The organism is Pseudomonas wuhanensis (genome assembly GCF_030687395.1).
GTDB classification, from domain to species: Bacteria; Pseudomonadota; Gammaproteobacteria; order Pseudomonadales; family Pseudomonadaceae; genus Aquipseudomonas; species Aquipseudomonas wuhanensis.
In genome coordinates this window covers 6,110,809-6,132,953 of record NZ_CP117430.1, presented here as the reverse complement: position 1 = coordinate 6,132,953, position 22,145 = coordinate 6,110,809, and the positions used below count along the sequence as shown (strand labels likewise).

The following is a 22,145-nucleotide window of genomic DNA, read 5'->3' as shown; positions in this document are numbered from 1 at the left end:
TCTCCTTGACCCTGAGTCATTCGATTACGACCAGCGGCGGAAAATCAACGAGGTGTTGACCCCACCAAAAGCGAAATTGTTGTTCATCACGTACTGGTTACTCATCTGCCGGAATTCACCGCGCAGGTAATCGAGCTTGCCGCACTGCGGATCGACCTCATCGAGGTTGAACGTATGCACGTACTGGTCGCGGTTCATCATTTCGATGCTGAACCAGGACTCCAGCGCGCCGCAGGCCCCCAGGGTGTGACCGAGGAAACTCTTCTGCGAACTGATCGGCATGTGTTCGCCGAACAACGCGCTGGTGGCCAGTGTTTCGGCAATGTCGCCCTGTTCTGTCGCGGTGCCATGACCGTTCACATAGCCGATGTCTGAAGGCTGCAGTCCGGCGTCTTCCAGGGCGAGTTCCATGGCCCGGCGCATGGTGAGCTGCTCCGGACGGGTGGCGTGCTGACCGTCGGCGTTGCTGCCGAAACCGACGATCTCGGCGTGGATATGTGCGCCACGTGCCAGGGCGTGTTCGAGCTCTTCGAGCACCAGCATGCCGCCGCCTTCACCGATCACCAGGCCATCTCGGCCGGTGTCATAGGGGCGAGGGCTGGTTTGCGGGGCATCGTTTTTCAGGCTGGTGGCGTAGAGCGCATCGAACACCATGGCTTCGGTCGGGCACAGCTCTTCGGCGCCGCCGGCGAGCATCAGCGGCAGGCGACCGAACTTGATCGATTCATAGGCGTAACCGATGCCCTGGCTGCCGCTGGTGCAGGCGCTGGAGGTCGGGATCAGCCTGCCGGTGAGGCCGAAGAAGATGCTGATATTCGCCGCTGTGGTGTGCGGCATCATCCGCACGTAGGAGTTGGCGTTCAGGCCTTCGGCCACTGAGTTGAGCAGCATTTTGCCAAACGCCTTGATCTCGTCGGTGCTGCCGGTGGACGAGCCGCAGGAAACACCCATGCGCCCGTCCTTGATCGATTCGTCACCCAGCAGCCCGGCATCCGCCAGGGCCTGTTCAGCCGCGCCCACGGCCAGGCGCGAGACGCGGCCCATGCTGCGCAGTTGCTTGCGGGTCCAGTGGCTTGGCACTTTGAAGTCATCGATCGGCCCGGCCAGGCGTGTGTTGAGCTCGGTGAAACGATCCCACTCGTCCATGCGGCGGATGCCGCTGCGGTTGGCGGCGAAGTTGCCGGCGATGGTGTCCCAATCGCTGCCCAGTGAGGTGATGCCGGCCATGCCGGTGACGACGACGCGCTTCATCAGCACAGGCCTCCATTGACGGCCAGAACCTGCCGGGTGATGTACGACGCTTCCGCCGACATCAGGAAATTCACGGCACCGGCCACCTCTTCAGGGGTGCCCATGCGTTGTGCGGGGATCATTTTCATCAGTTCTTCCACCGGCACATTTTCATCGAGCATCGCCGTATCGATCAGGCCGGGTGCGACACAGTTAACAGTGATTTTGCGCTTGCCCAGTTCGATCGCCAGCGCCTTGGCTGCGCCGATCAAACCGGCCTTGGACGCGCTGTAATTGACCTGGCCGCGATTGCCGATCAACCCCGAAACAGAGGTGATGCAGACAATCCGCCCGGCGGCTCGACGACGGATCATCGGCATCATCACCGGGTGCAGCACGTTGTAGAAACCGTCGAGATTGGTGCGCATCACCAAATCCCAATCCTCTTCGCTCAGGGCCGGAAAAGCCCCGTCGCGGGTCAGGCCGGCATTGAGCACCACGCCGTAATAGGCGCCGTGAGCTTCCACGTCGGCTTCGAGAATGGCTTTGCAGCTGGCGCGGTCGGACACGTCGAATTGCAGGACACGCGCGTTGCGGCCCAAGGCTTCCACTTCTGCCTTTACCGCGATAGCGTCCGCCAGACCGCTGCGGCAGTGCAGCACGATGTCATGCCCGGCCCGGGCCAGACGCAACGCGATGGCGCGGCCGATACCACGGCTGGAACCGGTGACCAGTACGGATTCAGTCATCACTCGACTCCTTGGGGTTCATGAAGATATTGCGCGGCCTGAGGCGGGCGAAACACATTCAGCCGGGCGGTGGCGTGGATGCCGGGGGCGGTGAGGTGGCATTCGAACACGCCCATGCCATTGTCGTCTTCCAGCGAGCGTATCCCATGGATGGTCAACTCTGTACCCGCGGGGAAGTGTTCCACGTTGCATTCGAATTTACGGGTGCCGAGCAGGAAACCCAACTCCACCGCATTGCCTTTCTGGCGCGCATGGCAGCCGGCGTACGCGGCGACGCTCTGGGCCATCAGCTCGATGCCGACCCAGGCTGGCAGGCTGCCGTCGGGGCGATTGAACAGGCCGCCGGGTTTGACGGTGAGTCGGGTGTGAATCTGCTCGTCATCGAACGACAGGATCTGCTCGATGAGGATCATGTCGCCGGCATGCGGCAGCAGTTCGGCGAGCGGCCAGGTCATCATGGGGCGTCTCCGATAATCAGGCTGACGTTATTGCCACCAAAGGCAAAGGAGTTGCTCATCAGGTAGCGAGGTGCAATGGACGTCAGGTGGTCAGTCGGGGTCACCCAATGCAGGGCCGGCAATTCGGGGTCGGGCTGGCCGTCCCAGACGTGGGGCGGCAGGGCGTGCTCGCGGTTGTCTGCGCTCAGGCTCAACCAGCAGAACGCCGCTTCCAGGGCACCGGCAGCGCCGAGGGTATGGCCGGTCATCGGTTTGGTCGACGAGCAGGGCACGCCTTGCGGGAATAGCGTCGTCACCGCCAGGCTTTCCATGGCGTCGTTGTGTTGCGTGGCGGTGCCGTGCAGGTTCAGATAAGCGATCTGCTGCGGTTGCAGGCCTGCGCGGCTCAAGGCTTTGCGCATCGCTTGCAGGGCGCCACGGCCGGTCGGTTCCGGCGCGGAAATATGGTGTGCATCGGAGCTGGCACCACTGCCCAGCAGGGCAATCGATTGGCTGTTACCGGCGCTTTTGCTCATCAGAAACAGCACCGCCGCTTCGCCGATATTGATGCCGTTGCGGTTGGCTGAAAACGGATTGCAGCGCTGTTCGGACACCGCTTCCAGGGCCGAGAAACCGTTGAGGGTCAGCTTGCACAAGCTGTCGACACCGCCGCACAACACGGCGTCGCACATGCCCAGGTCGAGCAATCGTTGGGCGCTCATCAGCGCACGGGCGCTGGAGGTGCAGGCGGTGGAAATCACATAGGCCGGGCCGCTCAATTGCAGCCAGTCGGCGAGAAACGTCGCCGGCGCGCCGAGTTCCTGTTGCTGATAGTCATAATCGGCAGGGAACTGATGCTCACGGATGTAATGGGCCAGACCGCTGCTGGCCTCGTGAATGCCCGAGGTGCTGGTGCCCAGGATGACGCCGATACGGTCGCGGCCGTAGGTCTGGATCGCTTGCTCGATGTCTTCGCGAATTTGCAGCGCAGCCTCCAGCAGCAATTGATTGTTGCGGCTGCTTTGATGCGTCAGCTCAGCCGGAATCGGTGCCAGCTCGCCGCGCACCGCCGCCACTGGCAACGAGCGCTCCGCCACCCAGCCGGCCTCGCTGCGCATGCCCGAGCAATCGCCGGCAAACAGGTTGCGGGCGACTTCCTGCTTGTTGCGGCCCAGGGCGCAGATCACCCCGAGGGCGTTCAGATAAGCCGTCATGGCGTGTGCTCACCTAACGGAGTGATGCGATAGTGCGGGCCTTGGGACACGTTCAATTCAAAGCTCAGTGGTTGTGAATAGCGGATGTTCCAGCGCGGTGATAACGACCGTTGCCCGTCATGCTGGCGGGCGTCGGGGTAGTTGCCAAGCAACTGGACTTCAGGAGTCAATGCAAACAACAAAGCGGCGAACAATTCCCGGGCTTCCGGATTGGGCGGCAGCAGGCCGTCGGCCTGCCACTGGCCATCGATCAGTTTCTGCCGTGCCACGGGAATCCCCAAAGGGTCCATCATCGACCAGCGAATGCCAGGGCCTTCACGCTGGATCACCAGCAGCCAGTCCTGACGTTGCTCGGCCATCTGACGTTCAATGTGCAGTTGCAGCGGCAATGCCAGGTTCGGGGTTCGCTCGGGCAGCGGTGCCTGGCTGGCGCAGGCGCTCAGCAACAGGACACAACCCAGAAGCAGGAAACGGATCATCAGACACACCCTTCAAGGGGCTTGCGCGCGACTACGTTGACCAGGGTTTCTTCCCGTTGGCCAAAAGGTTTTGGCTGGCGCAAGCCGAAGCGTTCGAGCAGGCCGAAATCCTTGGCGCGACTCCACCACAAGTAAGGGTAAGACACGTTCTGCGGGCCGAATTCAAAACCCTGCCGACGAATCATGTCCAGGTAGCCGGCGGCGCTCTTTTGCACATGCATCGGATGGCGGAACAACCAGCGAATTACCCATGTATCAATGTAAGCCTCGGTGGACTCGGCGAACAGCAAATAGCCGCCCGGCTTGAGCACTCGATAGAACTCGGCCAGGGCCTGATCCTGCTCGACAAGGTGATGGAAGGTCTGGTGACAGAACAGCAGATCGACGCTGGCGTCCGGCACTTTGATGCTTGCGCAGTCACTGCCGAGCAGCTCTACATCCATGCCCTGGCGGGCTGCTTCTTCGCCGCTCAGGTTCAGGCTGTGAGGGTCGGCATCCAGCCCGATCAGGCGCCGAGGCGCGAAGGTCTGGCGCAGGTACTGGAACGACTTGCCCTGGCCGCAACCGGCATCCAGCAATACCGGGTTGGCGGGCAATGGCGCGCTGAACAGGTTGCGCAAATCATTGATCGCCACTCGCAATACATGGTGCTGCCAGGTGTGACTGCGCAGGAACCAGAAACCAAAACGGGTTTCTTCGACGTAGTTGTCGCTCAAATAACTCATGTCGGATCCTGTGCACAAAGGTCCGAGATCATCCGCAGTCGACGTTTGGGTTCGCTGACGAACGGGTTGCGTTCATCCCAGGCGTAACCCGCGAGGATCGAGCTGATCATGCGGCGGATTTCCGCTGTACCGCCCTGATAGAAAATCACGTCCTGAAAGGTCCCCGCGTACCAGCCTTCAACGTAGCAACGGAAGGTGTCGACGCCGCGCTTGAGCGGTTCGGCGAACTCGGTCTGCCAATCGACGCTTTCACCTTGCAGTTGGCGGTGCAGCACCCCGGCGGCCATGCTCGCCGAACGCATGGCGATGGTCACGCCGGAGGAGAATACCGGGTCGAGAAATTCCGCCGCATTGCCCAATAGGGCGAAACCGGGACCGTGCAGGGTTTTGACGTTGGCCGAATAGCCGCCGATGGTCCGCGCGGGTGTATCCCATACGGCATTGTTCAGCACACCGGCCAGGCTTGGGGTTTCAGCAATGAAGCCGCGCAGGCAGTCGTCCAGATTGTCGGTGCGGCCTTCGAAGTGTTCGGCGGCCGCCACTACGCCCACCGAGCAACGGCCGTTGCTGAACGGGATGGTCCAGAACCAGATATCACGCTGGGTCGGATGGGTGGTGATGAGGATTTTCTCCCGGTCGAAAGCCGGGTTGTCGATACAGTCTTCGACATGGGTGAACACGGCTTGGCGCACCGGGAAGTTCGACGGTGCTTCAAGGTCCAGCAAGCGTGGCAGCACGCGACCGTAGCCGCTGGCATCGAGCACAAAGTCCGCCTCGACGCGGTATTGGCTACCGTCTTCGCGAAGCACGTCGAGCTGCGGTTTAGGCAGGCTGAAATCGGCGCTGACGATGGCTTCGCCGTAACGGACATCGACACCCTGAAACTCAGCCTGATCGGCCAGCAGCTTGTCGAAGTCGGCGCGTTGGACCTGGAACGTCGTCGGCTTGCCGTTGCTGAACGTATCGCCGAAATCGAAGGCGCTGTACTGATCGCCCCAAGCGAATGCCGCCCCGTTTTTGCGCTGGAAACCGGCAGCATTGACTGCCTCGAGCATGCCAGCTTCTTCGACGAAATCCAGGCAGTGGGACAGCAGGCTTTCACCGATGGAAAACCGTGGGAAATGCTGGCGCTCGATCATCAGCACATCATGACCTTTACGCTTGAGCAGCGCGGCGGCGATGGCGCCCGAGGGGCCGGCGCCGATTACCAGTACCTGACGACGTTCCATTTCAACTGTTGGCACGGGTGCTCCTTGCCGGGGCGGCGATGTTCAAAGGGGTTCGGTGCATGCCGGCCAGTGCCGGCAGCAGGGTTGCGATCAGGCCCATCAACATCAGCGCGAAATACAGCGCCGGGCTGATGAGCTGTTGTTGCAGCAGCAGGTTGAGGAAGACGATCTCGCTCAAGCCACGAATATTCAGTAAAAGGCTTTCCCGCCAGCGGCTGGCACCTTCAAACGAGGTGCCTGCCCAGCCGAGGCCCAGCCAGTTGCCCATCAGTTTGCTGGCGATCGGCAACAGCAGGAGCGCGGCCAGTTGCACTGCGCCGAGACTGTCGAGGGCGCTGTGCACGTTGATCTGCACGATGCCGAACGTGAGGATCAGCGGGATGGCGATCCAGGTCTGCAAACGGCTCATCCACGCCGTCGACAACGGCAGCACCAATGGCACCTTGAGCGCGGCCATGCACAGCAGATAGCCGATGCCGAAGATCAGCGCATTGAGTTTGAAGTGTTCGGCGACCACCAGCAGCGCGAAGAAACAGCCGCTGTGCAGCAAGGGGTGGCGCAACCCGGCCAGTCGCAGCAACAACGGCAGACAGGCACCGGCCAGCGGCAGCAAGAGGCTGCTCAGGTGCAGGCTGCCCTGGGCGAACGCGAACAGGGTCCAGCAGGTCAGGTCGATCAGGATCGCGGTCTGCACCAGGCGTCGGGTGGCAGCGGGCGGGTAGTTGATGTGTCGCAGGTACAGGTACAACACCGGAATCGCAGTGATGGCGAACAGCAGACCGACCGCCAGCGAGCTGATCCACGGCTGCGGCGGCAACAGCCAGACCGCTGTCGCCAGCCCGCAGGCAAACGGAATGCAGAAACTCGGCAGGGCGATTTTCAGACTCTGACGTTCCAGGCGCAGGTCGATCACGTCGCTGAGGATGTGCCCCAGCAGCAAGGCAAAGCTCAGGCTGTAGAGGTTCTTCAGCCAGTCCGGCGAGATCAGGTCGGCACCGCTGAGGTGCCAGCCCGGTTCGATCCAGAAGTACATCAGCAATGGCAGGCCGAACGTCGCCAGCAGCAACTGGCTGACGATCGGAATCAGACCGAAATGACGACCGACGCGGGTGGCCACGGCGAACAACACCAGCGCCATCACCCAGAACGCGGCGACCATCATGCTGCCGGCTCCGTAATCGGTGCGATGTGGACTTGGCGTCCGGCCCACGGCGCCAGAATGAAACTGAACGCCAGGCCGAGGCTCACCGACAGGCCGAAGTTGCTCACCGCCGGCGTGCTGGACACCGCCAGCAGGCCAAACGACAACCAAGTGGTCACCGCTGCCAGCAAGGTGCCCAGCAGGCTCGCCGCGGCACCACCGATTTGTTCGCGCATGAGGATCGCGTAATCGACGCTGATCGCCGTCACCAGCAGCAGGCCGAACAGGCTGAACAGCGTCAACGGCTGACCGAGCCAACCAAGGCTTGCCAGACTGCACAGGGCCGCCAGCAACGGCAGGGAGACAATTCGCAGCGCGCCACCGAAACCGAATGGCAGGATCAGCACCAGCACGATCAACACGCAGGAGGCGAGTTTCAATTCAGCGGCGCTGATTTGCGTGGCGGCGAAAACCTGGTTCAGTTCGCCGAGGCGATCCACCAGTTCCACACCCGGCAAGTCCAGCGCCTGGACCCGCAGCAGCGTGGGATTGTTCAAGCCTTGCAAGCTGACCATCGCCGCCACGCCGTCATCGGTCGGCCCCAGCCACAGCGTGCGGTAGGGTTCCGCCAATGGGCCGGCCAGCGCTGCGTCGATGTCTTCGGTGGGCAGCGCCTGCAACGTTGCCAGCTCGGCCTGCAACGCAGCGGCCGGCACGCCGAGGTCGAGCAACGGTTGCCAGAACTGCGGCAGCTTGCTCAGTGCTTCACGCACTTTGCGCTGTTCGCTTGGCTGGCTGACCAGTTGATTGAGCGACAGATAGCCCTGAAGTTTTTCCAGATTGACCAATTGATCCAGACGCTCGCTCAGTGCCGTCAGGCGTTCGAGCAACTCCTGCTGATTGGCCGCGCGCACCAGGAAGAACTGGCTGGTAGGTTGATAGCCGGTGATGCGTGCGATGGTCTGGGCTTCGTCTGTCAGTTGCTGCGGCGTGCCGATCCATTGGCGAATGTCGTTTTTGCTCTGCAACTGCAACAGACCGCCGACACAGAAGGCGATCAGCAGCGCTAGCAGCACCGGCGTGCGCAAGTATTTCAGCAGCGATTCACGCAGCTCCAGCAACTTCTCGGCGATGCGCAGCGGCCATTGCGCCGGACGTAGATCCACGCCCTTGAGCAGCGCCGGCAACAGGCACACTGCCGACAGGTAGGCGCCAAGCAGGCCAGCGGCGGAGAACACAGCAATTTGGGTCAGGGCCGGGAACGGCGTCCAGGCCAGGGCCAGGTAGCCAATGCAACTGGTGATCAGGCTCAGCGTCAGCCCCGGCAGGGTCAGGCGTAACGCCGGCCAGCTGTGCCAGGGTTTCAGGCTCCAGCTTTTGGACAGGTAATGCAGCGGGTAGTCCACTGCCACGCCGATCAGGCTTGAGCCCAGCACCAGCGTCATCACATGCATCTGACCGAACAATGCTACGCAGGCCACCGCGCCGAACAGCATGCCCACCAGCACCGGGACGAATGCCAGCAACACCCGCCAACGCCGGAAGGCCAGCAACAGCAGCAACAGAATCCCCACGGTGGCGCCGCCGCCGACCCAGGTGATCTCGCGCGCGGCTTGTCGTTGACCGCTGGCGGCATACAGCAGGCCGCTGGCGGCGAGCAGTTGCACATCCGAACGGGCGGCTTCTTCGCGACTGTGCTGGAGCAGGTCAGCCACTTGCAGCGGCAGGTTCATGTCGAACGCGTTGCCGGCGGTTCGCGCCCGCAGCATCACCCAGCTCTTGCCATCGGCATCGGCGACCAGCGCACCGCTGCCGATGTCCAGTTGCACCGAGCCGTGTTGCGGCTGGCTGTTCTGGATGCGCCCGGTCAGGCCGAGCCAGTCATCCTGGCTCGGCACCAGGCTGAAGCCGGTGAACGGGTCGAACAGGGCTTGTACCCGTTGCTGAATAAAGGCGTCGGGGTGCTCAATGAGTTGCTGTCGGTCGGCCACGGACAGCATCGCCAGTCGGCCTTGCAGTAATTGTGCGCGCAGCGCCGGCAAGTCGGCCTGCAGGTTCCACTTGACCTTTTCGAACACGCCGCTGGCCTGCCACTGCTCACCGAGTTTTTGCGCCATGGCGATGGCTTGCTGGCGGTCTTTATGGCCGACCAGCACCAGCATTTCCCGGTTCAGCGGTTCTTGCATGCGTTGTTCGGCGCGCAGTTCCAAGGCGTCTGGTGCGGTGCCTGGCACCAGTTCCATCAGGTTGGCCGACAGCGGTGCATTGTCACGCCATTGCCAGCCGGCGAGTGCGAGCACCGCTAGCAGCAGGATCAGAAACAGCCGCGGCAGCATCCGTTCACTCGGCAAAGTCATGTTGCTCCGCATCGCTCAAAGGTTGTAAGCGGGTGCTGTCCTGCATGCGCAACAGGGTTCGGTCACCCTGGGTTTCGAGCAGCTCGATGCTGTGCACCAGTTCGCCGCCGTCAATGTTGATCTGATTGAACACCTGCTTGAGCAGCATCGAACGCGGGGTCAGGGTCAGTTTCCAGTTCTGTGCGTCGCCGCTCAGCGAAAGCTCGAAATCCCGTTGCAGGCCGCTGCTGTCGCCTTGCAGCACCGCGAGGAACAAGCGGTTCTGTTCGGCGCCGGCACTCTTGTTCGGCAGCATTTGCCAGCCGCTGGCATCACGCCGGGCAATGCCTTTTTCGCTGATGCGGTAGTCCTGTTGCAGTGGCGTTTTCAGCAGCCAGAGCAGGCCGTGATTCTTCGCCAAAACGAAGGTGCCCTTGCTGGTCAGCGGCTGGGGCAGGGCACGCAGGTGTTTTTCCTGGATGAAGTTGCCGTGGATCACATCGGGTTTGGCCAGCTGATCACTGAGTTGCTGCAGATCGAAGGCTTGCGCCAACGATGAAAGCCCGAGCAGCGCTAAAGCGCCAAGGCATTTGAGAAGCGAATTCATGGCAGCACCCTTTCAACCGCGTCGGTAAACACCTTCGGTGAAGCCAACTGCATTTCGCGGCTGCTCATGTCGACGGCGACCTGCACTGAAACAGCGCGGGTAAAACGTTCGCCGGTTGCAAGGTCGCTGATCAGGTAATTGATCTTCAGTCGGTTCTCCCATTCCACCAGGCTGGCGCGCACGTTCAGCTTCTGGCCGAACACGGCGCCGCGCACATAGCGCAGCTGCAAGTCGATCACCGGCCAGGCGTAACCTGACGCAACCATGGCGTCGTAGTTGTGGCCGATCCTGTCCAGCAGCGCACAGCGGGCGACTTCCAGGTATTTGACGTAATGGCCGTGCCAGACCACGTTCATGGTGTCGACGTCAAAGAACGGTACGAGGATTTCCGTGTCGGTGTGAAGCACTCCCTTGCTACGCATGCAGCCTCCAGTGTTGCTCGGCGATACGTTGCAGGCACAGGCGCAATTCGCCTTCCAGGGCGCGATCTTCGATGACCGGCGGGAAGTCCCTGGCCAGTTCTTCGTGCATCGCGGCCAGTGCTGGTGGCAGTGGCCGCGCGTCTTCAGCCTGGCCGCGCAGCCAGACGCCCTGGTTGGCGGCCAGCAGCGTGGCGGCAGCGACCTGTTCGGTCAGCTCCAGCACGCGGATGGCGTCGCGGGCGGCGATGGTGCCCATGCTGACTTTGTCCTGGTTGTGGCACTCGGTGGAGCGCGAAAAAACGCTGGCCGGCATGGTGTTTTTCAGGGCTTCGGCGGTCCAGGCGCTGGTGCCGATCTGCACGGCCTTGAAGCCGTGGTTGAGCATCGCGCGGTCGGCGGTGGCGCCAGACAGGTTGCTCGGCAAACCATGGTTGTAACGCTCGTCCACCAGCAGCGCGAGCTGACGGTCGAGCAAGTCGGCGACGTTGGCCACCAGGTTTTTCAGGCTGTCCATCGCGAAGGCGATGTGGCCGCCGTAGAAGTGCCCGCCGTGCAGCACGCGTTCGGCTTCGGCGTCGATGATCGGGTTGTCGTTGGCGCTGTTGAGTTCGATCTCGATGAACGAGCGCAGCCAGTTCAGGCTGTCGGCCAATACACCGAGCACGTGCGGCGCGCAACGCAGGGAGTAACGGTCTTGCAGGCGATGCAGCGGCGCGGTCGGCGCATCGATCGCCAGATCCTTACGCAGCCACGCGGCGACTTGCATCTGCCCTGGATGGGGTTTGGCGGCGAACAGCCGCTCGTCGAAGTGCTCCGGGTTGCCTTGCAACGCGACCACGTTCAGCGCGGTGATGCGGGTGGCCAGTTGCAGCAGGTAATCGGCGCGGGCGTAAGCCAGGCACGCGAGGCCGGTCATCACGGCGGTGCCGTTCATCAGCGCCAGTGCTTCTTTGGGGCGCAATACCAGCGGTTCCCAGCCCAGTTCGCTGTGCACATCGGCGGCTTGTCGGCGTTCACCACGGAACATCACTTCGCGCTCGCCGGACAAGGTCGCGGCGACGTAGGACAGCGGCGTCAGATCACCGCTGGCGCCCACCGAACCCTCTTCCGGAATCAGCGGCAGGATGTCGTGTTCGAGGAAGGCTTGAAGACGTTCCAGCAGCTCCACGCGTACCCCGGAAACGCCCTGGCAAAGCGACTGCAAACGCGCCGCCAGCACCGCGCGGGTGGCTTGGGCGTCGAGCAATTTGCCCAGGCCGCAACCGTGGAAGGTATACAGATGACGGGGCAGGGCTTCGACGTGGTGCAGCGGCACTGCCACCACACAGGAATCGCCATAACCGGTGGTCACGCCATAGATCACGCCTTCCTTGTCCAGCAGGGAATCAAGGAACTGCGGGCCCTTGGCGATGCGCTGGCGAAACTCGGGGTCGCCCTGCAACTGCGTCGGCACCTGACGGTTGGCCAGGGCCAGCACGTCTTCGATGCGCAAAGGGAGTTCGCCGAAGGTTACCGGCTCAAGCGTTGGCGTCGTCATCGGTCTTCCAGAAAGGGTAAAAGTTGAACCATTGTTGGGGCGCTTCGAGGCAATAGTGACCCAGGCGTTCGGCGTAGCGGGAGGCCCACTGATGAATGACCTGTTCGCGGTCGCTGCGTTTCCACACGATGGCGTCGGCGAACGGTTCGAGGGTCAGTCGATAGTCGCCCGTGGGTTTCTTCAGGCACAGCATCAGGTTGATCGGGCATTTCAGCAGACCGGCCAGCAACCAAGGGCCTTGGGGGAAGGCTGCCTGATGGCCGAGAAAGTCCACTGTCACGCTGCGCCCGCCATGCAGCGGCACGCGGTCGCCGGCAATCGCCAGCCATTCGCCGCGCTCCAGGCGTTCATGCAGTTGCAGCATGATCACCGGGTCCAGCTCGCTGACCTGAATCAGCCGCAGATTGGTCGCCCCGGCTTCGCCCAGCAGACGGTTGAATTGTTCGGCGTGCTTGGTGTGCACCAGCACGTTCATGGTGACTTTCTCGCCGATCTCGGCCAGCGCCCGGCAGACCTCGAGATTGCCCAGGTGCGCGCCCACCAGCATTTGCCCGCGTGTGCCGCGCAGTTTATTGCGCAGCAGCGCCGGGTCGATGATTTCGATTTGATCGATGCTCAGCTTGCCGTTCCACACATCGAGTTTGTCGAGCATGGAGTCGGCGAAGGCCATGAACTGGCCGAACACCCGCCAATGGGTCGGCCGCAACTCAGTGCGAGCGCTCCAGTCAGCGAGCCGCTGCTGGTATTGCCAGGCGCTTTGGCGGGCGCTGCGTCCGAACAGGAAAAAGTACAGCACGATGCCGTACAGCAACGGGCTCAACAACCGACGGCCCAAGACTTTTGCGCAGAGCGCGGTGAACTTCATCAGCCAGAAGCTGCCACGCTCCTGGCGGTCGGCCCAGTGCTGTTTGTCTGCGTTGTCGCTCATGCTCGCCACCGTCGCCAGAGGATCACCGGCGCCCGCAGCAACATGCCGAAGAACAGCCGGGTGTGCATGCTCGAAATCAGTACATTGTCGTGGAACAGGCGAAAATGCGAGACGCCATCCAGAGGGTAATGGACCCGGGTTTTCAGCCATTGCATCGGCTGATTGCGCCAGGCCAGGCGCACCAGAATGTCGGAGTCGAAATCCATGCGTTTGCCGATCCTGGCCGAGTCGATCAGTGCCAGGGTCGGCGGCAATGGATAAACGCGAAAGCCGCACATCGAGTCGCGAATCTGCAACGACAGGGTGTTGATCCAGACCATCACGTGCGTCAGGTAGCGGGCGTACAAACGGCCTTTCGGCACGCTGGCGTCGTATTGCGGATAGCCGCAGATCACCGCTTCGGGATGGTTGCGTGAGTATTCGATGAAGACTTTGACGTCCTGCAGGTCGTGCTGGCCGTCGGCGTCTACCTGCAAGGCATGGCTGAAGCCCAGGCGCGAAGCCTCGCGCAGACCGGTCATCACTGCGCCGCCCTTGCCCTGATTGACGGTGAGCCTGATCAGGTAAACCCGGTCACGCAGGGCCAGTCGGTCAAGCACCTTGGCACAGGCAGGACTGCTGGCATCGTCCACCAGAATGCACGGCAGGCCGCAAGCCAGCAGCGCATCGACCACGGCGGTGATTGCGGTTTCGTGGTTGTAGACCGGGATTACGGCGCAGGGGTTATGCATGGTCAGCAACCTCCCCAGCACTCTTGTTGTGAAGGCGCTTACTGTGGCGAGGGAGCTTGCTCCCGTTCGAGTGCGAAGCGCTCGCAATGAAGTCTGCGTCGGTTGATTTTGGGGCCGCTTCGCAGCCCAGCGGGAGCAAGCTCCCTCGCCACAGGTTATGCATCGCTGGCAGCCTCCAGCAAAATCCGCCCGCTGGAGCAGGTGGCGGCTTCATTGCGATAGGCGAAATACAATTTACTGCGCGCCGAGTCGAAGCGCAGGTGCAATTGGACTTCATCGCCGGGGCGCACCAGTTGCTGAAATTTCAAGACTTCCATACCGGCGAATTTTGCCGGCAGGTCCATCAATTGCTGGCCCAGGCTCAATGCCCAATCCACCTGCACCACGCCGGGCAATACTGGCGCTCGGGGAAAGTGCCCGCTGAAATACGCCAGGTCCGGCGGGACGGCCAGTTGCAGGCTCCACTCGCCATCGACTTCGAGCTGCTCCAGTATTTGCGGCGCCTTTGGGCGGGGCGCCAGCAGCAAGGCTTCGACCTCGGCCTGAGGCAATTTGCCCTGGGAGTTCAGCGGCAGCTGCCGCAACAAGCGCCAGCGGCGTGGCAGGGCCAGCGTTTCACAATGCTGACTCAGATGCTGACGCAAGGCTTGAGTGAGGCTGCGTCGACCCTGATTGCGCAAGGCATACAGGCCTTGTTCGCTGAGTACCAGCAGTGCCCCCAATGAAGCGCGGTTTTCCTGAACCACACCGAGGCGCGCTTCGGCGACCCAGTCGTGAGCCATCAGCGCTTGTTCGAGCATCGGTAGAGAGATACGTTTTTCTTCCAGTTTGACGATTCGGTCCAGCCGTCCCAACAGCTCGAAACGGCCGTCGGCGGCGATGCGCGCGGCATCGGCGGTGTGTTCGATATGGCCGGCTGGCAAGTACGGTGACGCGATAAGCAGGGCGCCATCGCTGTCCTGGCTCAGCGCCACGTCGGCGAATGGCTGCCAGAGATTCTGGCCCTGACGCCAGGCGATGCCGCCGGTTTCCGAACTGCCGAGGATCTCCGTCGGCCATTGTTGCAGGCGCTCTTGCAGGCTTTGCGCTGCTTCGGCGGGCAACGCGCCACCGGAAGAAAACACTCGGCGCACCGCGCTCAGCGCTGGCCAATCGAGATTGTCGCCCATGCGCTTGAGCAGCGCCGGGCTGGCGACCCAGGCGAAGGCGGGATGTTCGCGGCTGGCGCGCTGCAGGTCTTCCGGGAAGGCCAGTTGTTTACGCACGAAGGAGCGCCCGGCGCACAGCGGCCACAGCACCCGAAACAGCAACCCGTAGATGTGTTGAGTGGCGACGCTGCCGATGATGCAGGCCTTGCCCAGATCCGCGCCCCACAGGTGCTCCAGCGCTTCGACTTCATTGGCCAGTTGGCGCAGGGTTTTGTCGATGCGCTTGGGTTCGCCACTGGAGCCGGAGGTGCACAGGCTCAGCTGACAGCGATCCAGATCCAGCGGGCTGGCCGGCAGCGGTGAATGCCGATAATCGCTCAGGTGCGCATCGTCGGCCTGATCGGTCAGCCACAGATCGACTTCGGTCGACCAGCGCTGGCGAGTCTGCGCTTGCAGGTCGGCGGGCAACAGTACGCTGACCCCGGCCCGCCAGGCGCCGAGCAGGGCAATGGCCAGGTCGGCGGCGTCTTCAAGGTGCACGGCGATGCGCTGCACTCCCTGAGCTTGCAGGCCGGCAGCCAGGCTCAGGGCCTGTTCGCACAATTGCGCATGATTCAACGCCGGTTCGGCCGTCACGGCACGCTCCGGCTGAGCCTTGAGCAACAGTTGCTCAAGTGTTATCCAATTCATGGGTGGCCTCGTACCCGTTGTCGTATCAGCCATTCAATGGCAAACATCAGGCCGATCAATCCATAGGAGATCAGGCCGGTGTACAACATCCACCAGCTCAGCGGCGCCCAAAGAGTCAGGGCGGCGGCGCACAAACCGTTGCAGAGAAAAAACACACTCCAGGCAATCGTCACCTGGCGGGTGTAGCGAATGGCCCTGGGTGGTAATTCCGGTTCTCGCAGTCGGGCCAGGCGTTCGACCATCGGCGGGCCATATTTCAGACTAAGACCGAACAGCACCAGCATGAACGCGCTGATCAGCACCGGGTACCAGCGCAGCAGCACCGGGCTGTTGAACACTGCCAGCAGCAGGCAGAACGCGATAGCGGCCGCGGCCATCCACAGGCTGCCAGGTCGCCGCTCGCCAGTCAGCGCCCGCGCCAGCCACAGGCTACCCAGCAGCAGACCGAACTGCCATGGGGCAAAGTGCTCCATGCCGAAATACACCGCAAAGGGGTACAGCAGGCCCGCCAGCAGCAGGCCAAGGCCGATCAATCGGCTCATGCGGCCGGTTGAACCAGACGGTAGACCGCCTCGACCACGTCGCTGACGGTACGCACCGATTTGAATTCTTCGGCGGCGATTTTCTTGCCTGTCTGGCGTTTGATGTGATCGATCAGGTCGACTGCATCGATGCTGTCGATTTCCAGATCCTGATACAGGTTGGACCCCAGACTGATGCGCTCGGGCTCCAGCTCGAAGAGTTCGACCAGAGCATCGCGCAGGGTATTGAAAATATCGTCACGAGTTTGCATGGTCCGGTCTCAAGCTGCCTGTTTTGCAGTGACGAACGCCGCAAGGCTCGCCACGTTGGTGAAGTGATTGCGGGTGTCCTTGGCGTCGGCATCGATTTTGATGCCGTACTTTTTCTGGATCGCCAGGCCGAGCTCCAGCGCATCCACCGAGTCCAGGCCCAGGCCTTCGCCGAACAGTGGCTGGTCATCGCCGATGTCGTCGACGCTGATGTCTTCGAGGCCCAGGGCGTCAATGATCAGTTCTTTAATTTCACGGTGTAGATCGCTCATCTTCGGCGAGCTCCTTAATAAAGTAATGGTGCAAATAATCATTGAGCTTGCGCGAGGCCTGAGGTGCAGGCCCTTGCGAAGCGAAGGCCTGTGGATCTATATCGGCCCCGACGCGGAAACTGAAGTGCACGCGGCGTTTAGGGATCCGATACCAGGGTTCGGCCTTGGTCAATGTGGTCGGACTGACCTTGATGATCACCGGGGTGAGGATTCTCGCACCGCGCAGGGCGATTGCCGCCGCCCCCCGATGAAAGGCCGGCGGCTTGCCGGGTTGGGTCCGGGTGCCCTCGGGGAAAATGATCAGGGTCTGACCGCTTTTCAGTGCGTCGGCAGCGGCGTCGAGCATATCCATGCTGCCGTCGTTGCTGATGTAATCGGTACGGCGTAGCGGACCGCGGGTGAACGGATTTTCCCAGAGGCTTTTTTTGACCACGCAGTTGGCGTGGCCCACCAGGCCGATCAAAAACACCACATCGATCAGCGAGGGGTGATTGGCAACGATCATCTGGCCTGGCCGTCCGAGTTTTTCCGCTCCCTGAATGTCATAGGTGAGCACGCCACTGCGAGCCATGAAACGAATGAAAAACCAGAAACACCGGCTGACGGTCTGTCGTGCCCGCTGACGATGGGCCTGGGCGTCTCCCGGCAAGCAGCTCAATAATGGGAACACCACCAGTCGCAGGCAAAGCCCGCCCAACCCGAACAGGGTGAAGCTTGCGGCAGTGGCCAGCAGACGCCAGTAATAGGCGTCGCGGTTTTTATCGGTTACGGGTTGCGTTGCCAGGTCCATACACGATTTTTCCAGGCATGTTGGCAGGTAGTCTGCTGGCCGAGCAGGGTACGCAACAGATTCAGGGCATGGGGCCAGTGGGGTTTGGACAACGCTTGCGAGGTGCTGTTCAGCGAGAGCTGCCACTGATTGCCGGGCGTAATCAACAGGCCGACCGCATAAGGGAATGGCACATCGTCGATCCAGGCCGAGTAGGCCGCGGGCGGTTGCTCTTCGGTCACCACCAGCAGTACCGCGGGCGCCCCTTCCTCAAGCAGCGCCGCCGCTTCTAGCATGCCGTGTTCAAGGCCATCGCCAGCCGCGGCGAGGGCGGTCATTTCGCTGGTTTCGCCGCGCATGATCGACCACAGGCCGATGACCGCGTTATGCACCGACAGACTGAACTGAGTGGGCGACAACGGTTGGTCAGTCGCCAGATCGCTGAGAATTTCGAAAGTGCGCGGGGTTTCGCCGTGGCGGGAAATAAAGACCAACGGTAGGTCCTGGCGACCTTCAGCCAAAGGCCAGCCGACGCTGAACGCCATCCGCGCCAGACGGCTGAGTCGCCGACGCTGCATGGCCGGTAGAAACGACACATCGGGGGCGGCATCGCTGGGCTCGAGCACGACCGGTTGTCGGCTCCAGGCCTGCCAATCATCCACGCTTTCAAGCCCAGGGGCCCACGCGCGCCATTGGGCGATGTTGAAGTTGATCACAGACATTCATCCCGCCCCTGCGGGCTTCCTTTTGACGCGGTGAGTCGCAAAAAAGCGCGGCTGACCTTACGTGGCGCTTAACGCCGAGTGGTGCGCATTATCCCGGTGCAGCGGGCGTGTAGCAAATGCTGGTTACATTTTGCGCAACGAAATGTACCGTCTGGTTCGCGAAAAAAGCTGTCGTTTGGCCATTATCCACGTTGCGGCGGACATGTCTGTCAGCTCTATCGGCTGTCGATGGATGAGTTGGCGGCTTTTTCCGACGGATGTTTACCAATGACTGTGTAGTCCCGATGCCAGCGAGGTAGCTAAGCAGCGCCTTGGACTACTACACTCGGTCATTCTTTGATACACGGAGGTTTTGACATGCGGCGCGTGGTGTTCAATCAGAAAGGTGGCGTGGGCAAGTCAAGCATTGCCTGTAATCTGGCGGCGGTCAGCGCGAGCGAGGGCTATCGCACGCTGTTGGTGGATCTCGATGCTCAGGCCAACTCCACTCAATACCTGACGGGACTCACCGGTGATGATATCCCGATGGGGATCGCTGACTTCTTCAAGCAGACTCTGTCCTCCGGGCCGTTCTCGAAGAAAAACCAGGTCGACATCTACGAAACGCCATTCGACAACCTTCACGTCGTCACCGCCACCGCCGAGTTGGCTGACTTGCAGCCCAAACTTGAGGCCAAGCACAAGATCAACAAGCTGCGAAAATTGCTCGAGGAACTGGACGGCGATTACGACCGAATCTACCTCGATACGCCGCCAGCACTGAATTTCTATGCCGTCTCGGCCTTGATTGCCGCTGATCGTGTGCTGATTCCCTTCGACTGCGACAGTTTCTCGCGTCAGGCGCTGTATGGCCTGTTGGCGGAAATCGAAGAGTTGAAGGAGGACCACAACGAAGGGCTGGAAGTCGAAGGCATCGTCGTCAACCAGTTCCAGGCCCGCGCCAGTTTGCCTCAGCAAATCCTCGACGAATTGATCGCCGAAGGGCTACCGGTGTTGCCGGTGTACCTGGCCAGCTCGGTGCGCATGCGCGAATCCCACCAGGCCAACACGCCGCTGATCCACCTCGACCCGCGGCATAAGCTGACCCAGCAGTTCGTCGATCTGCACAACTTGCTGGAAAATGCCTGATTGCCTCGCTCCGACATTTTGTTGAAGGGGATTCAAATCCCCTGACTGCGCAACCAGCTCATCAGCTGCGGCAACGGGAAAGCCCCGCTCTGGCGAGCCACTTCCCGGCCGTTCTTGAACAGAATCAGGCTCGGGATCGAGCGAATCCCCAACTGCGCCAACAACTGCTGATTCGCCTCGCTGTCCAGCTTGGCCAGGCGACACTTGCCCGCCAACTGCCCCGCCGCCTGCTCGAACACCGGCGCAAACGACTTGCACGGCCCGCACCAGTCCGCCCATACATCCACCAGCAACGGCAGGTCACCCTTGATCTGACTGGCGTAATCGCCTTGCTTCAATTCGAACGGCTTGTTGAGCAAGACTTCGGCCTTGCAGCGGCCGCACTTTGGATGGTCGTTGAGACGCTCGGCGGGGATGCGGTTCAGGCCGTTGCAGTGGGGGCAGGGGATGAGGAGTGGGGCGGTCATGAGGGAGGTCCTGTTAAGAAGCCGATCACTGCTATGTGGAGACGTTTGCTCATATTTTCAATCGTGCAGCGTATGGCGATGAAACTAGGCTGAATCGTACTGAGCGAGACCGTTGGTCTGCTGAGAATTATCGCAATTTGCGATATTCTGGATCTGTGATTAACTCCCCATAGCAGAATGCGATAAGGATGTTGCATGCATGTGTTTACCGAAAAACCAATTCGTGAGGCCAAGGAAAAGTGGCCGCGGGCAGCCAATGCATTGGAGCAATGGTATCGACTTGCCAAAGGGAGTAACCCGGGAGACTTCGCGGCAATGAAGTCTATTTTTCCCGCAGCTGACAAAGTCGGTGAGTTTCATGTGTTCGATATCGGTGGCAACAAGTTGCGGCTTATCGCTTTTGTCAGGTATCAGTCTCAAAAGCTTTATATCAAGCATGTGCTGGATCACAGCGAATATGAGAGAGGTAAATGGAAGGAGGGAAGGGTATGAGTGTTCTAATCAAAAAAGCTGCTGAGCATTGGGAGTTCGTCTCGCCATTGCTGCGAAAACCGAAAAACGAAGACGACTATGACATGTTGGCACGGGCACTCGATGAATTGCTTGAGATGACCGGCGATGATGAGTCGCACCCGTTGATGAGCTTGGTGGACATCATCGGTGACTGGATTGCGGAGTGGGATCGCAAACATCACCCCATGCGCGAAGCCTCTGGTGCAGAGGTTCTTGGCTATATGATGCGCGAACACGGCCTTAGCCAGAGCGAACTGCCCGGTGTGGGCACACAATCGGTCGTCTCGGAGATCTTAAGCGGCAAGCGCCAGCTCAACCTGCGGCAGATTCGCTGGTTGGCCGAGCGCTTTGGTGTGTCTGTAGAGACCTTTATCTGACAAGCCTCACGACGAACAACTGATCTCCAGATGCTTGCCCCACTCCGGCGGCCGCTCGGCATAGCTCTCCATTCCAGGTTGTTCCTCGAACGGATTGCTCAATACCGCGTGCAAACGACGAACCTCCGAGTAGTCGCCGCTTTCCGCCGCATCGATGGCTTTCTGCGCCAGATAATTGCGCAGGATGTACAGCGGATTCACCGCATGCATCCGTTCGCGGCGCTGTTCCTGATCAACCTCACCTTCGCGAGCAACCCGTGCGATATACAGATCGCCCCACGCATCGAAGCCCTTGATGTCGACGAAGTCATCGCGCAAACGGGCGACGGCCAGTTCGGGTGACTCATCCCCCAGGCGGCGGAAGAACAGGCTGTAATCGACGCCGCTGTTCTGCATCAGTTGCAGCAGGTGCTCCAGCAGTTTCTGGTCGTCGTCTTCGGCAGTGGTGAGACCGAGGCGGCGGCGCATCAGGTCCAGGTAGTGGGCCTGGAACAGCGGCAGGTACAGGCCGAGGGTTTCGCGCAGGGCTTCAACGCTGATGAACGGCGTCAGGGCCTGGGCGAGGGCGCTGAGGTTCCACTGGCCGATCGGCACCTGGTTGCTGAAGGAGTAGCGGCCCTGGTCATCAGAGTGGTTGCAGATGAAGTGGGCGTCGAAGTCGTCGAGGAAGGCGAACGGGCCGAAGTCGAAGGTGATGCCGAGGATCGACATGTTGTCGGTGTTCATCACGCCATGGCAGAACCCATAGGCCTGCCATTTGGCAATCAGCTCGGCGTTGCGCTCGACGATTTCGCGGAACATCGCCAGATACGGTTCCGGCTGCTCCAGGCAGTGCGGGAAATGCATGGCCAGCACATGGTCGCCGAGTTCTTTCTGCTGCTCGGGGCGCTTGGTGTAGTAGAAGAATTCGAAATGCCCGAAGCGCACATGGCTGGGTGCCAGACGCAGGACCATGGCCGCGCGTTCCTGTTTCTCGCGCCAGACCGGCGTGTCGGAACCGATTACGCACAGTGCACGAGTGGTGGGAATGTTCAGGGCATGCAGGGCTTCAGAAGCGAGAAACTCGCGGATGGACGAACGCAACACCGCTCGTCCATCGCCCATGCGTGAGTAAGGCGTCTGACCGGCACCCTTGAGGTGCAGATCCCAATGCTCGCCGGCTTCGTTATAGACCTCGCCCAGCAACAGGCCGCGACCATCGCCCAACTGCGGGTTGTAAGAGCCGAACTGATGCCCGGAATAGACCATCGCCCGCGGCTCGGCTTCGGCCCAGAGCTTGTGGCCGCCAAACAGCTCGGCGAACACCGGCGTCTCGGCCTCGGCCGGGTCCAGGTCCAGCAGCGCCATGGCGGCAGGGCTGGCGACCACCAGTCGCGGGGCGGCGATGGGCTCGGGCAGCACGTGGGTTGAAAACGTATCGCCCAGGCGGGCGAAGCGATTATCGAAGGTCAGTTCGTCGAGGGCTTTCAACGGCCATCTCCAGCAGAATGTCCGAGCATT

At 61.4% G+C, this 22,145-nt stretch carries 25 protein-coding genes; 3 read left to right on the top strand and 22 right to left on the bottom strand.

The window, feature by feature from the left end:
- Positions 1–24 precede the first annotated feature (24 nt).
- The 20 genes from PSH88_RS28245 to PSH88_RS28150 all read right to left on the bottom strand — a co-directional run bounded on the left by PSH88_RS28245 (position 25) and on the right by PSH88_RS28150 (position 18,157).
- Positions 25–1,251: a beta-ketoacyl-ACP synthase gene (locus PSH88_RS28245; protein ID WP_305424033.1), complete on the bottom strand. Its 1,227-nt coding sequence runs from the start codon at positions 1,249–1,251 to the stop codon at positions 25–27.
- Positions 1,251–1,979: a 3-oxoacyl-ACP reductase FabG gene (fabG, locus tag PSH88_RS28240; RefSeq protein ID WP_305424032.1), complete on the bottom strand. Its 729-nt coding sequence runs from the start codon at positions 1,977–1,979 to the stop codon at positions 1,251–1,253. Before fabG ends, PSH88_RS28245 begins: the two co-directional genes overlap by 1 nt.
- Positions 1,979–2,437: a hotdog family protein gene (locus tag PSH88_RS28235; protein ID WP_305424030.1), complete on the bottom strand. Its 459-nt coding sequence runs from the start codon at positions 2,435–2,437 to the stop codon at positions 1,979–1,981. Before PSH88_RS28235 ends, fabG begins: the two co-directional genes overlap by 1 nt.
- Positions 2,434–3,630: a beta-ketoacyl-[acyl-carrier-protein] synthase family protein gene (locus PSH88_RS28230; RefSeq protein ID WP_305424029.1), complete on the bottom strand. Its 1,197-nt coding sequence runs from the start codon at positions 3,628–3,630 to the stop codon at positions 2,434–2,436. Before PSH88_RS28230 ends, PSH88_RS28235 begins: the two co-directional genes overlap by 4 nt.
- Entirely contained in the window at positions 3,627–4,109 is a 483-nt protein-coding gene (locus PSH88_RS28225; protein WP_305424027.1) for a hypothetical protein, read from the bottom strand. The genes PSH88_RS28230 and PSH88_RS28225 overlap by 4 nt, the downstream gene beginning before the upstream one ends.
- Positions 4,109–4,834 carry a class I SAM-dependent methyltransferase gene (locus PSH88_RS28220; RefSeq protein ID WP_305424025.1) on the bottom strand — a complete coding sequence of 242 codons (726 nt, stop codon included), beginning with the start codon at positions 4,832–4,834 and terminating at the stop codon, positions 4,109–4,111. The genes PSH88_RS28225 and PSH88_RS28220 overlap by 1 nt, the downstream gene beginning before the upstream one ends.
- Positions 4,831–6,078 carry an NAD(P)/FAD-dependent oxidoreductase gene (locus PSH88_RS28215; protein WP_305424023.1) on the bottom strand — a complete coding sequence of 416 codons (1,248 nt, stop codon included), beginning with the start codon at positions 6,076–6,078 and terminating at the stop codon, positions 4,831–4,833. The genes PSH88_RS28220 and PSH88_RS28215 overlap by 4 nt, the downstream gene beginning before the upstream one ends.
- The gene (locus PSH88_RS28210) at positions 6,065–7,225 is read right to left on the bottom strand and encodes a sodium:proton antiporter (RefSeq protein WP_305424021.1); all 1,161 of its coding nucleotides are present in this window, start codon (positions 7,223–7,225) and stop codon (positions 6,065–6,067) included. The genes PSH88_RS28215 and PSH88_RS28210 overlap by 14 nt, the downstream gene beginning before the upstream one ends.
- Positions 7,222–9,561, bottom strand: a complete 2,340-nt coding sequence (locus tag PSH88_RS28205; protein ID WP_305424020.1) for an MMPL family transporter — start codon at positions 9,559–9,561, stop codon at positions 7,222–7,224. Before PSH88_RS28205 ends, PSH88_RS28210 begins: the two co-directional genes overlap by 4 nt.
- Complete coding sequence (locus tag PSH88_RS28200; protein ID WP_305424019.1) at positions 9,545–10,147, bottom strand: outer membrane lipoprotein carrier protein LolA; 603 nt, start codon at positions 10,145–10,147, stop codon at positions 9,545–9,547. The genes PSH88_RS28205 and PSH88_RS28200 overlap by 17 nt, the downstream gene beginning before the upstream one ends.
- Complete coding sequence (locus PSH88_RS28195; protein WP_305424017.1) at positions 10,144–10,569, bottom strand: acyl-CoA thioesterase; 426 nt, start codon at positions 10,567–10,569, stop codon at positions 10,144–10,146. Before PSH88_RS28195 ends, PSH88_RS28200 begins: the two co-directional genes overlap by 4 nt.
- Positions 10,562–12,106 (bottom strand): HAL/PAL/TAL family ammonia-lyase, encoded by a 1,545-nt coding sequence (locus PSH88_RS28190; RefSeq protein ID WP_305424015.1) that lies wholly within the window; start codon positions 12,104–12,106, stop codon positions 10,562–10,564. Before PSH88_RS28190 ends, PSH88_RS28195 begins: the two co-directional genes overlap by 8 nt.
- The gene (locus PSH88_RS28185; protein ID WP_305424014.1) at positions 12,087–13,034 is read right to left on the bottom strand and encodes a lysophospholipid acyltransferase family protein; all 948 of its coding nucleotides are present in this window, start codon (positions 13,032–13,034) and stop codon (positions 12,087–12,089) included. The genes PSH88_RS28190 and PSH88_RS28185 overlap by 20 nt, the downstream gene beginning before the upstream one ends.
- The gene (locus tag PSH88_RS28180; RefSeq protein ID WP_305424012.1) at positions 13,031–13,765 is read right to left on the bottom strand and encodes a glycosyltransferase family 2 protein; all 735 of its coding nucleotides are present in this window, start codon (positions 13,763–13,765) and stop codon (positions 13,031–13,033) included. Before PSH88_RS28180 ends, PSH88_RS28185 begins: the two co-directional genes overlap by 4 nt.
- Positions 13,766–13,920: 155 nt before the next feature.
- Positions 13,921–15,603 (bottom strand): acyl-CoA synthetase family protein, encoded by a 1,683-nt coding sequence (locus PSH88_RS28175; RefSeq protein WP_305424011.1) that lies wholly within the window; start codon positions 15,601–15,603, stop codon positions 13,921–13,923.
- Positions 15,600–16,145: a COG4648 family protein gene (locus tag PSH88_RS28170; protein ID WP_305424009.1), complete on the bottom strand. Its 546-nt coding sequence runs from the start codon at positions 16,143–16,145 to the stop codon at positions 15,600–15,602. Before PSH88_RS28170 ends, PSH88_RS28175 begins: the two co-directional genes overlap by 4 nt.
- Positions 16,142–16,396, bottom strand: a complete 255-nt coding sequence (locus tag PSH88_RS28165) for an acyl carrier protein (RefSeq protein ID WP_007903178.1) — start codon at positions 16,394–16,396, stop codon at positions 16,142–16,144. Before PSH88_RS28165 ends, PSH88_RS28170 begins: the two co-directional genes overlap by 4 nt.
- A gap of 9 nt (positions 16,397–16,405) precedes the next feature.
- Positions 16,406–16,666: a phosphopantetheine-binding protein gene (locus tag PSH88_RS28160; protein WP_305424007.1), complete on the bottom strand. Its 261-nt coding sequence runs from the start codon at positions 16,664–16,666 to the stop codon at positions 16,406–16,408.
- Entirely contained in the window at positions 16,647–17,456 is an 810-nt protein-coding gene (locus tag PSH88_RS28155) for a lysophospholipid acyltransferase family protein (RefSeq protein ID WP_305424005.1), read from the bottom strand. The genes PSH88_RS28160 and PSH88_RS28155 overlap by 20 nt, the downstream gene beginning before the upstream one ends.
- Positions 17,432–18,157, bottom strand: coding sequence for a beta-ketoacyl synthase chain length factor (locus PSH88_RS28150; protein WP_305424004.1), 726 nt, complete (start codon positions 18,155–18,157; stop codon positions 17,432–17,434). The genes PSH88_RS28155 and PSH88_RS28150 overlap by 25 nt, the downstream gene beginning before the upstream one ends.
- Positions 18,158–18,517: 360 nt before the next feature.
- Between PSH88_RS28150 and PSH88_RS28145 the strand changes: the two genes are divergently transcribed.
- Positions 18,518–19,288, top strand: coding sequence for a ParA family protein (locus tag PSH88_RS28145; RefSeq protein ID WP_008009127.1), 771 nt, complete (start codon positions 18,518–18,520; stop codon positions 19,286–19,288).
- 32 nt (positions 19,289–19,320) lie between these two features.
- Here PSH88_RS28145 and trxC read toward each other — a convergent pair whose 3' ends face one another.
- A complete protein-coding gene (gene trxC / locus PSH88_RS28140) occupies positions 19,321–19,755 on the bottom strand; it encodes a thioredoxin TrxC (protein ID WP_305424002.1) in 435 nt (144 codons plus the stop codon).
- Positions 19,756–19,950: 195 nt separating this feature from the next.
- On the opposite strand from trxC, the gene PSH88_RS28135 reads away from it, so the two are divergent.
- Positions 19,951–20,247, top strand: coding sequence for a type II toxin-antitoxin system HigB family toxin (locus tag PSH88_RS28135; RefSeq protein ID WP_305424000.1), 297 nt, complete (start codon positions 19,951–19,953; stop codon positions 20,245–20,247).
- Positions 20,244–20,645 (top strand): helix-turn-helix domain-containing protein, encoded by a 402-nt coding sequence (locus tag PSH88_RS28130; protein WP_305423999.1) that lies wholly within the window; start codon positions 20,244–20,246, stop codon positions 20,643–20,645. Before PSH88_RS28135 ends, PSH88_RS28130 begins: the two co-directional genes overlap by 4 nt.
- 6 nt (positions 20,646–20,651) lie before the next feature.
- Here PSH88_RS28130 and selO read toward each other — a convergent pair whose 3' ends face one another.
- Positions 20,652–22,115, bottom strand: a complete 1,464-nt coding sequence (gene selO / locus PSH88_RS28125) for a protein adenylyltransferase SelO (RefSeq protein ID WP_305423998.1) — start codon at positions 22,113–22,115, stop codon at positions 20,652–20,654.
- Positions 22,116–22,145 lie beyond the last annotated feature (30 nt).

What these genes read in the sequence shown, in the direction of transcription:
- PSH88_RS28245 (WP_305424033.1), bottom strand. Translation starts at nt 1,251, where the DNA reads ATGAAGCGCGTCGTCGTCACCGGCATGGCCGGCATCACCTCACTGGGC.
- fabG (WP_305424032.1), bottom strand. Translation starts at nt 1,979, where the DNA reads ATGACTGAATCCGTACTGGTCACCGGTTCCAGCCGTGGTATCGGCCGC.
- PSH88_RS28235 (WP_305424030.1), bottom strand. Translation starts at nt 2,437, where the DNA reads ATGATGACCTGGCCGCTCGCCGAACTGCTGCCGCATGCCGGCGACATG.
- PSH88_RS28230 (WP_305424029.1), bottom strand. Translation starts at nt 3,630, where the DNA reads ATGACGGCTTATCTGAACGCCCTCGGGGTGATCTGCGCCCTGGGCCGC.
- PSH88_RS28225 (WP_305424027.1), bottom strand. Translation starts at nt 4,109, where the DNA reads ATGATCCGTTTCCTGCTTCTGGGTTGTGTCCTGTTGCTGAGCGCCTGC.
- PSH88_RS28220 (WP_305424025.1), bottom strand. Translation starts at nt 4,834, where the DNA reads ATGAGTTATTTGAGCGACAACTACGTCGAAGAAACCCGTTTTGGTTTC.
- PSH88_RS28210 (WP_305424021.1), bottom strand. Translation starts at nt 7,225, where the DNA reads ATGATGGTCGCCGCGTTCTGGGTGATGGCGCTGGTGTTGTTCGCCGTG.
- PSH88_RS28205 (WP_305424020.1), bottom strand. Translation starts at nt 9,561, where the DNA reads ATGACTTTGCCGAGTGAACGGATGCTGCCGCGGCTGTTTCTGATCCTG.
- PSH88_RS28200 (WP_305424019.1), bottom strand. Translation starts at nt 10,147, where the DNA reads ATGAATTCGCTTCTCAAATGCCTTGGCGCTTTAGCGCTGCTCGGGCTT.
- PSH88_RS28195 (WP_305424017.1), bottom strand. Translation starts at nt 10,569, where the DNA reads ATGCGTAGCAAGGGAGTGCTTCACACCGACACGGAAATCCTCGTACCG.
- PSH88_RS28190 (WP_305424015.1), bottom strand. Translation starts at nt 12,106, where the DNA reads ATGACGACGCCAACGCTTGAGCCGGTAACCTTCGGCGAACTCCCTTTG.
- PSH88_RS28185 (WP_305424014.1), bottom strand. Translation starts at nt 13,034, where the DNA reads ATGAGCGACAACGCAGACAAACAGCACTGGGCCGACCGCCAGGAGCGT.
- PSH88_RS28180 (WP_305424012.1), bottom strand. Translation starts at nt 13,765, where the DNA reads ATGCATAACCCCTGCGCCGTAATCCCGGTCTACAACCACGAAACCGCA.
- PSH88_RS28175 (WP_305424011.1), bottom strand. Translation starts at nt 15,603, where the DNA reads ATGAATTGGATAACACTTGAGCAACTGTTGCTCAAGGCTCAGCCGGAG.
- PSH88_RS28170 (WP_305424009.1), bottom strand. Translation starts at nt 16,145, where the DNA reads ATGAGCCGATTGATCGGCCTTGGCCTGCTGCTGGCGGGCCTGCTGTAC.
- PSH88_RS28165 (WP_007903178.1), bottom strand. Translation starts at nt 16,396, where the DNA reads ATGCAAACTCGTGACGATATTTTCAATACCCTGCGCGATGCTCTGGTC.
- PSH88_RS28160 (WP_305424007.1), bottom strand. Translation starts at nt 16,666, where the DNA reads ATGAGCGATCTACACCGTGAAATTAAAGAACTGATCATTGACGCCCTG.
- PSH88_RS28155 (WP_305424005.1), bottom strand. Translation starts at nt 17,456, where the DNA reads ATGGACCTGGCAACGCAACCCGTAACCGATAAAAACCGCGACGCCTAT.
- PSH88_RS28150 (WP_305424004.1), bottom strand. Translation starts at nt 18,157, where the DNA reads ATGTCTGTGATCAACTTCAACATCGCCCAATGGCGCGCGTGGGCCCCT.
- PSH88_RS28145 (WP_008009127.1), top strand. Translation starts at nt 18,518, where the DNA reads ATGCGGCGCGTGGTGTTCAATCAGAAAGGTGGCGTGGGCAAGTCAAGC.
- trxC (WP_305424002.1), bottom strand. Translation starts at nt 19,755, where the DNA reads ATGACCGCCCCACTCCTCATCCCCTGCCCCCACTGCAACGGCCTGAAC.
- PSH88_RS28135 (WP_305424000.1), top strand. Translation starts at nt 19,951, where the DNA reads ATGCATGTGTTTACCGAAAAACCAATTCGTGAGGCCAAGGAAAAGTGG.
- PSH88_RS28130 (WP_305423999.1), top strand. Translation starts at nt 20,244, where the DNA reads ATGAGTGTTCTAATCAAAAAAGCTGCTGAGCATTGGGAGTTCGTCTCG.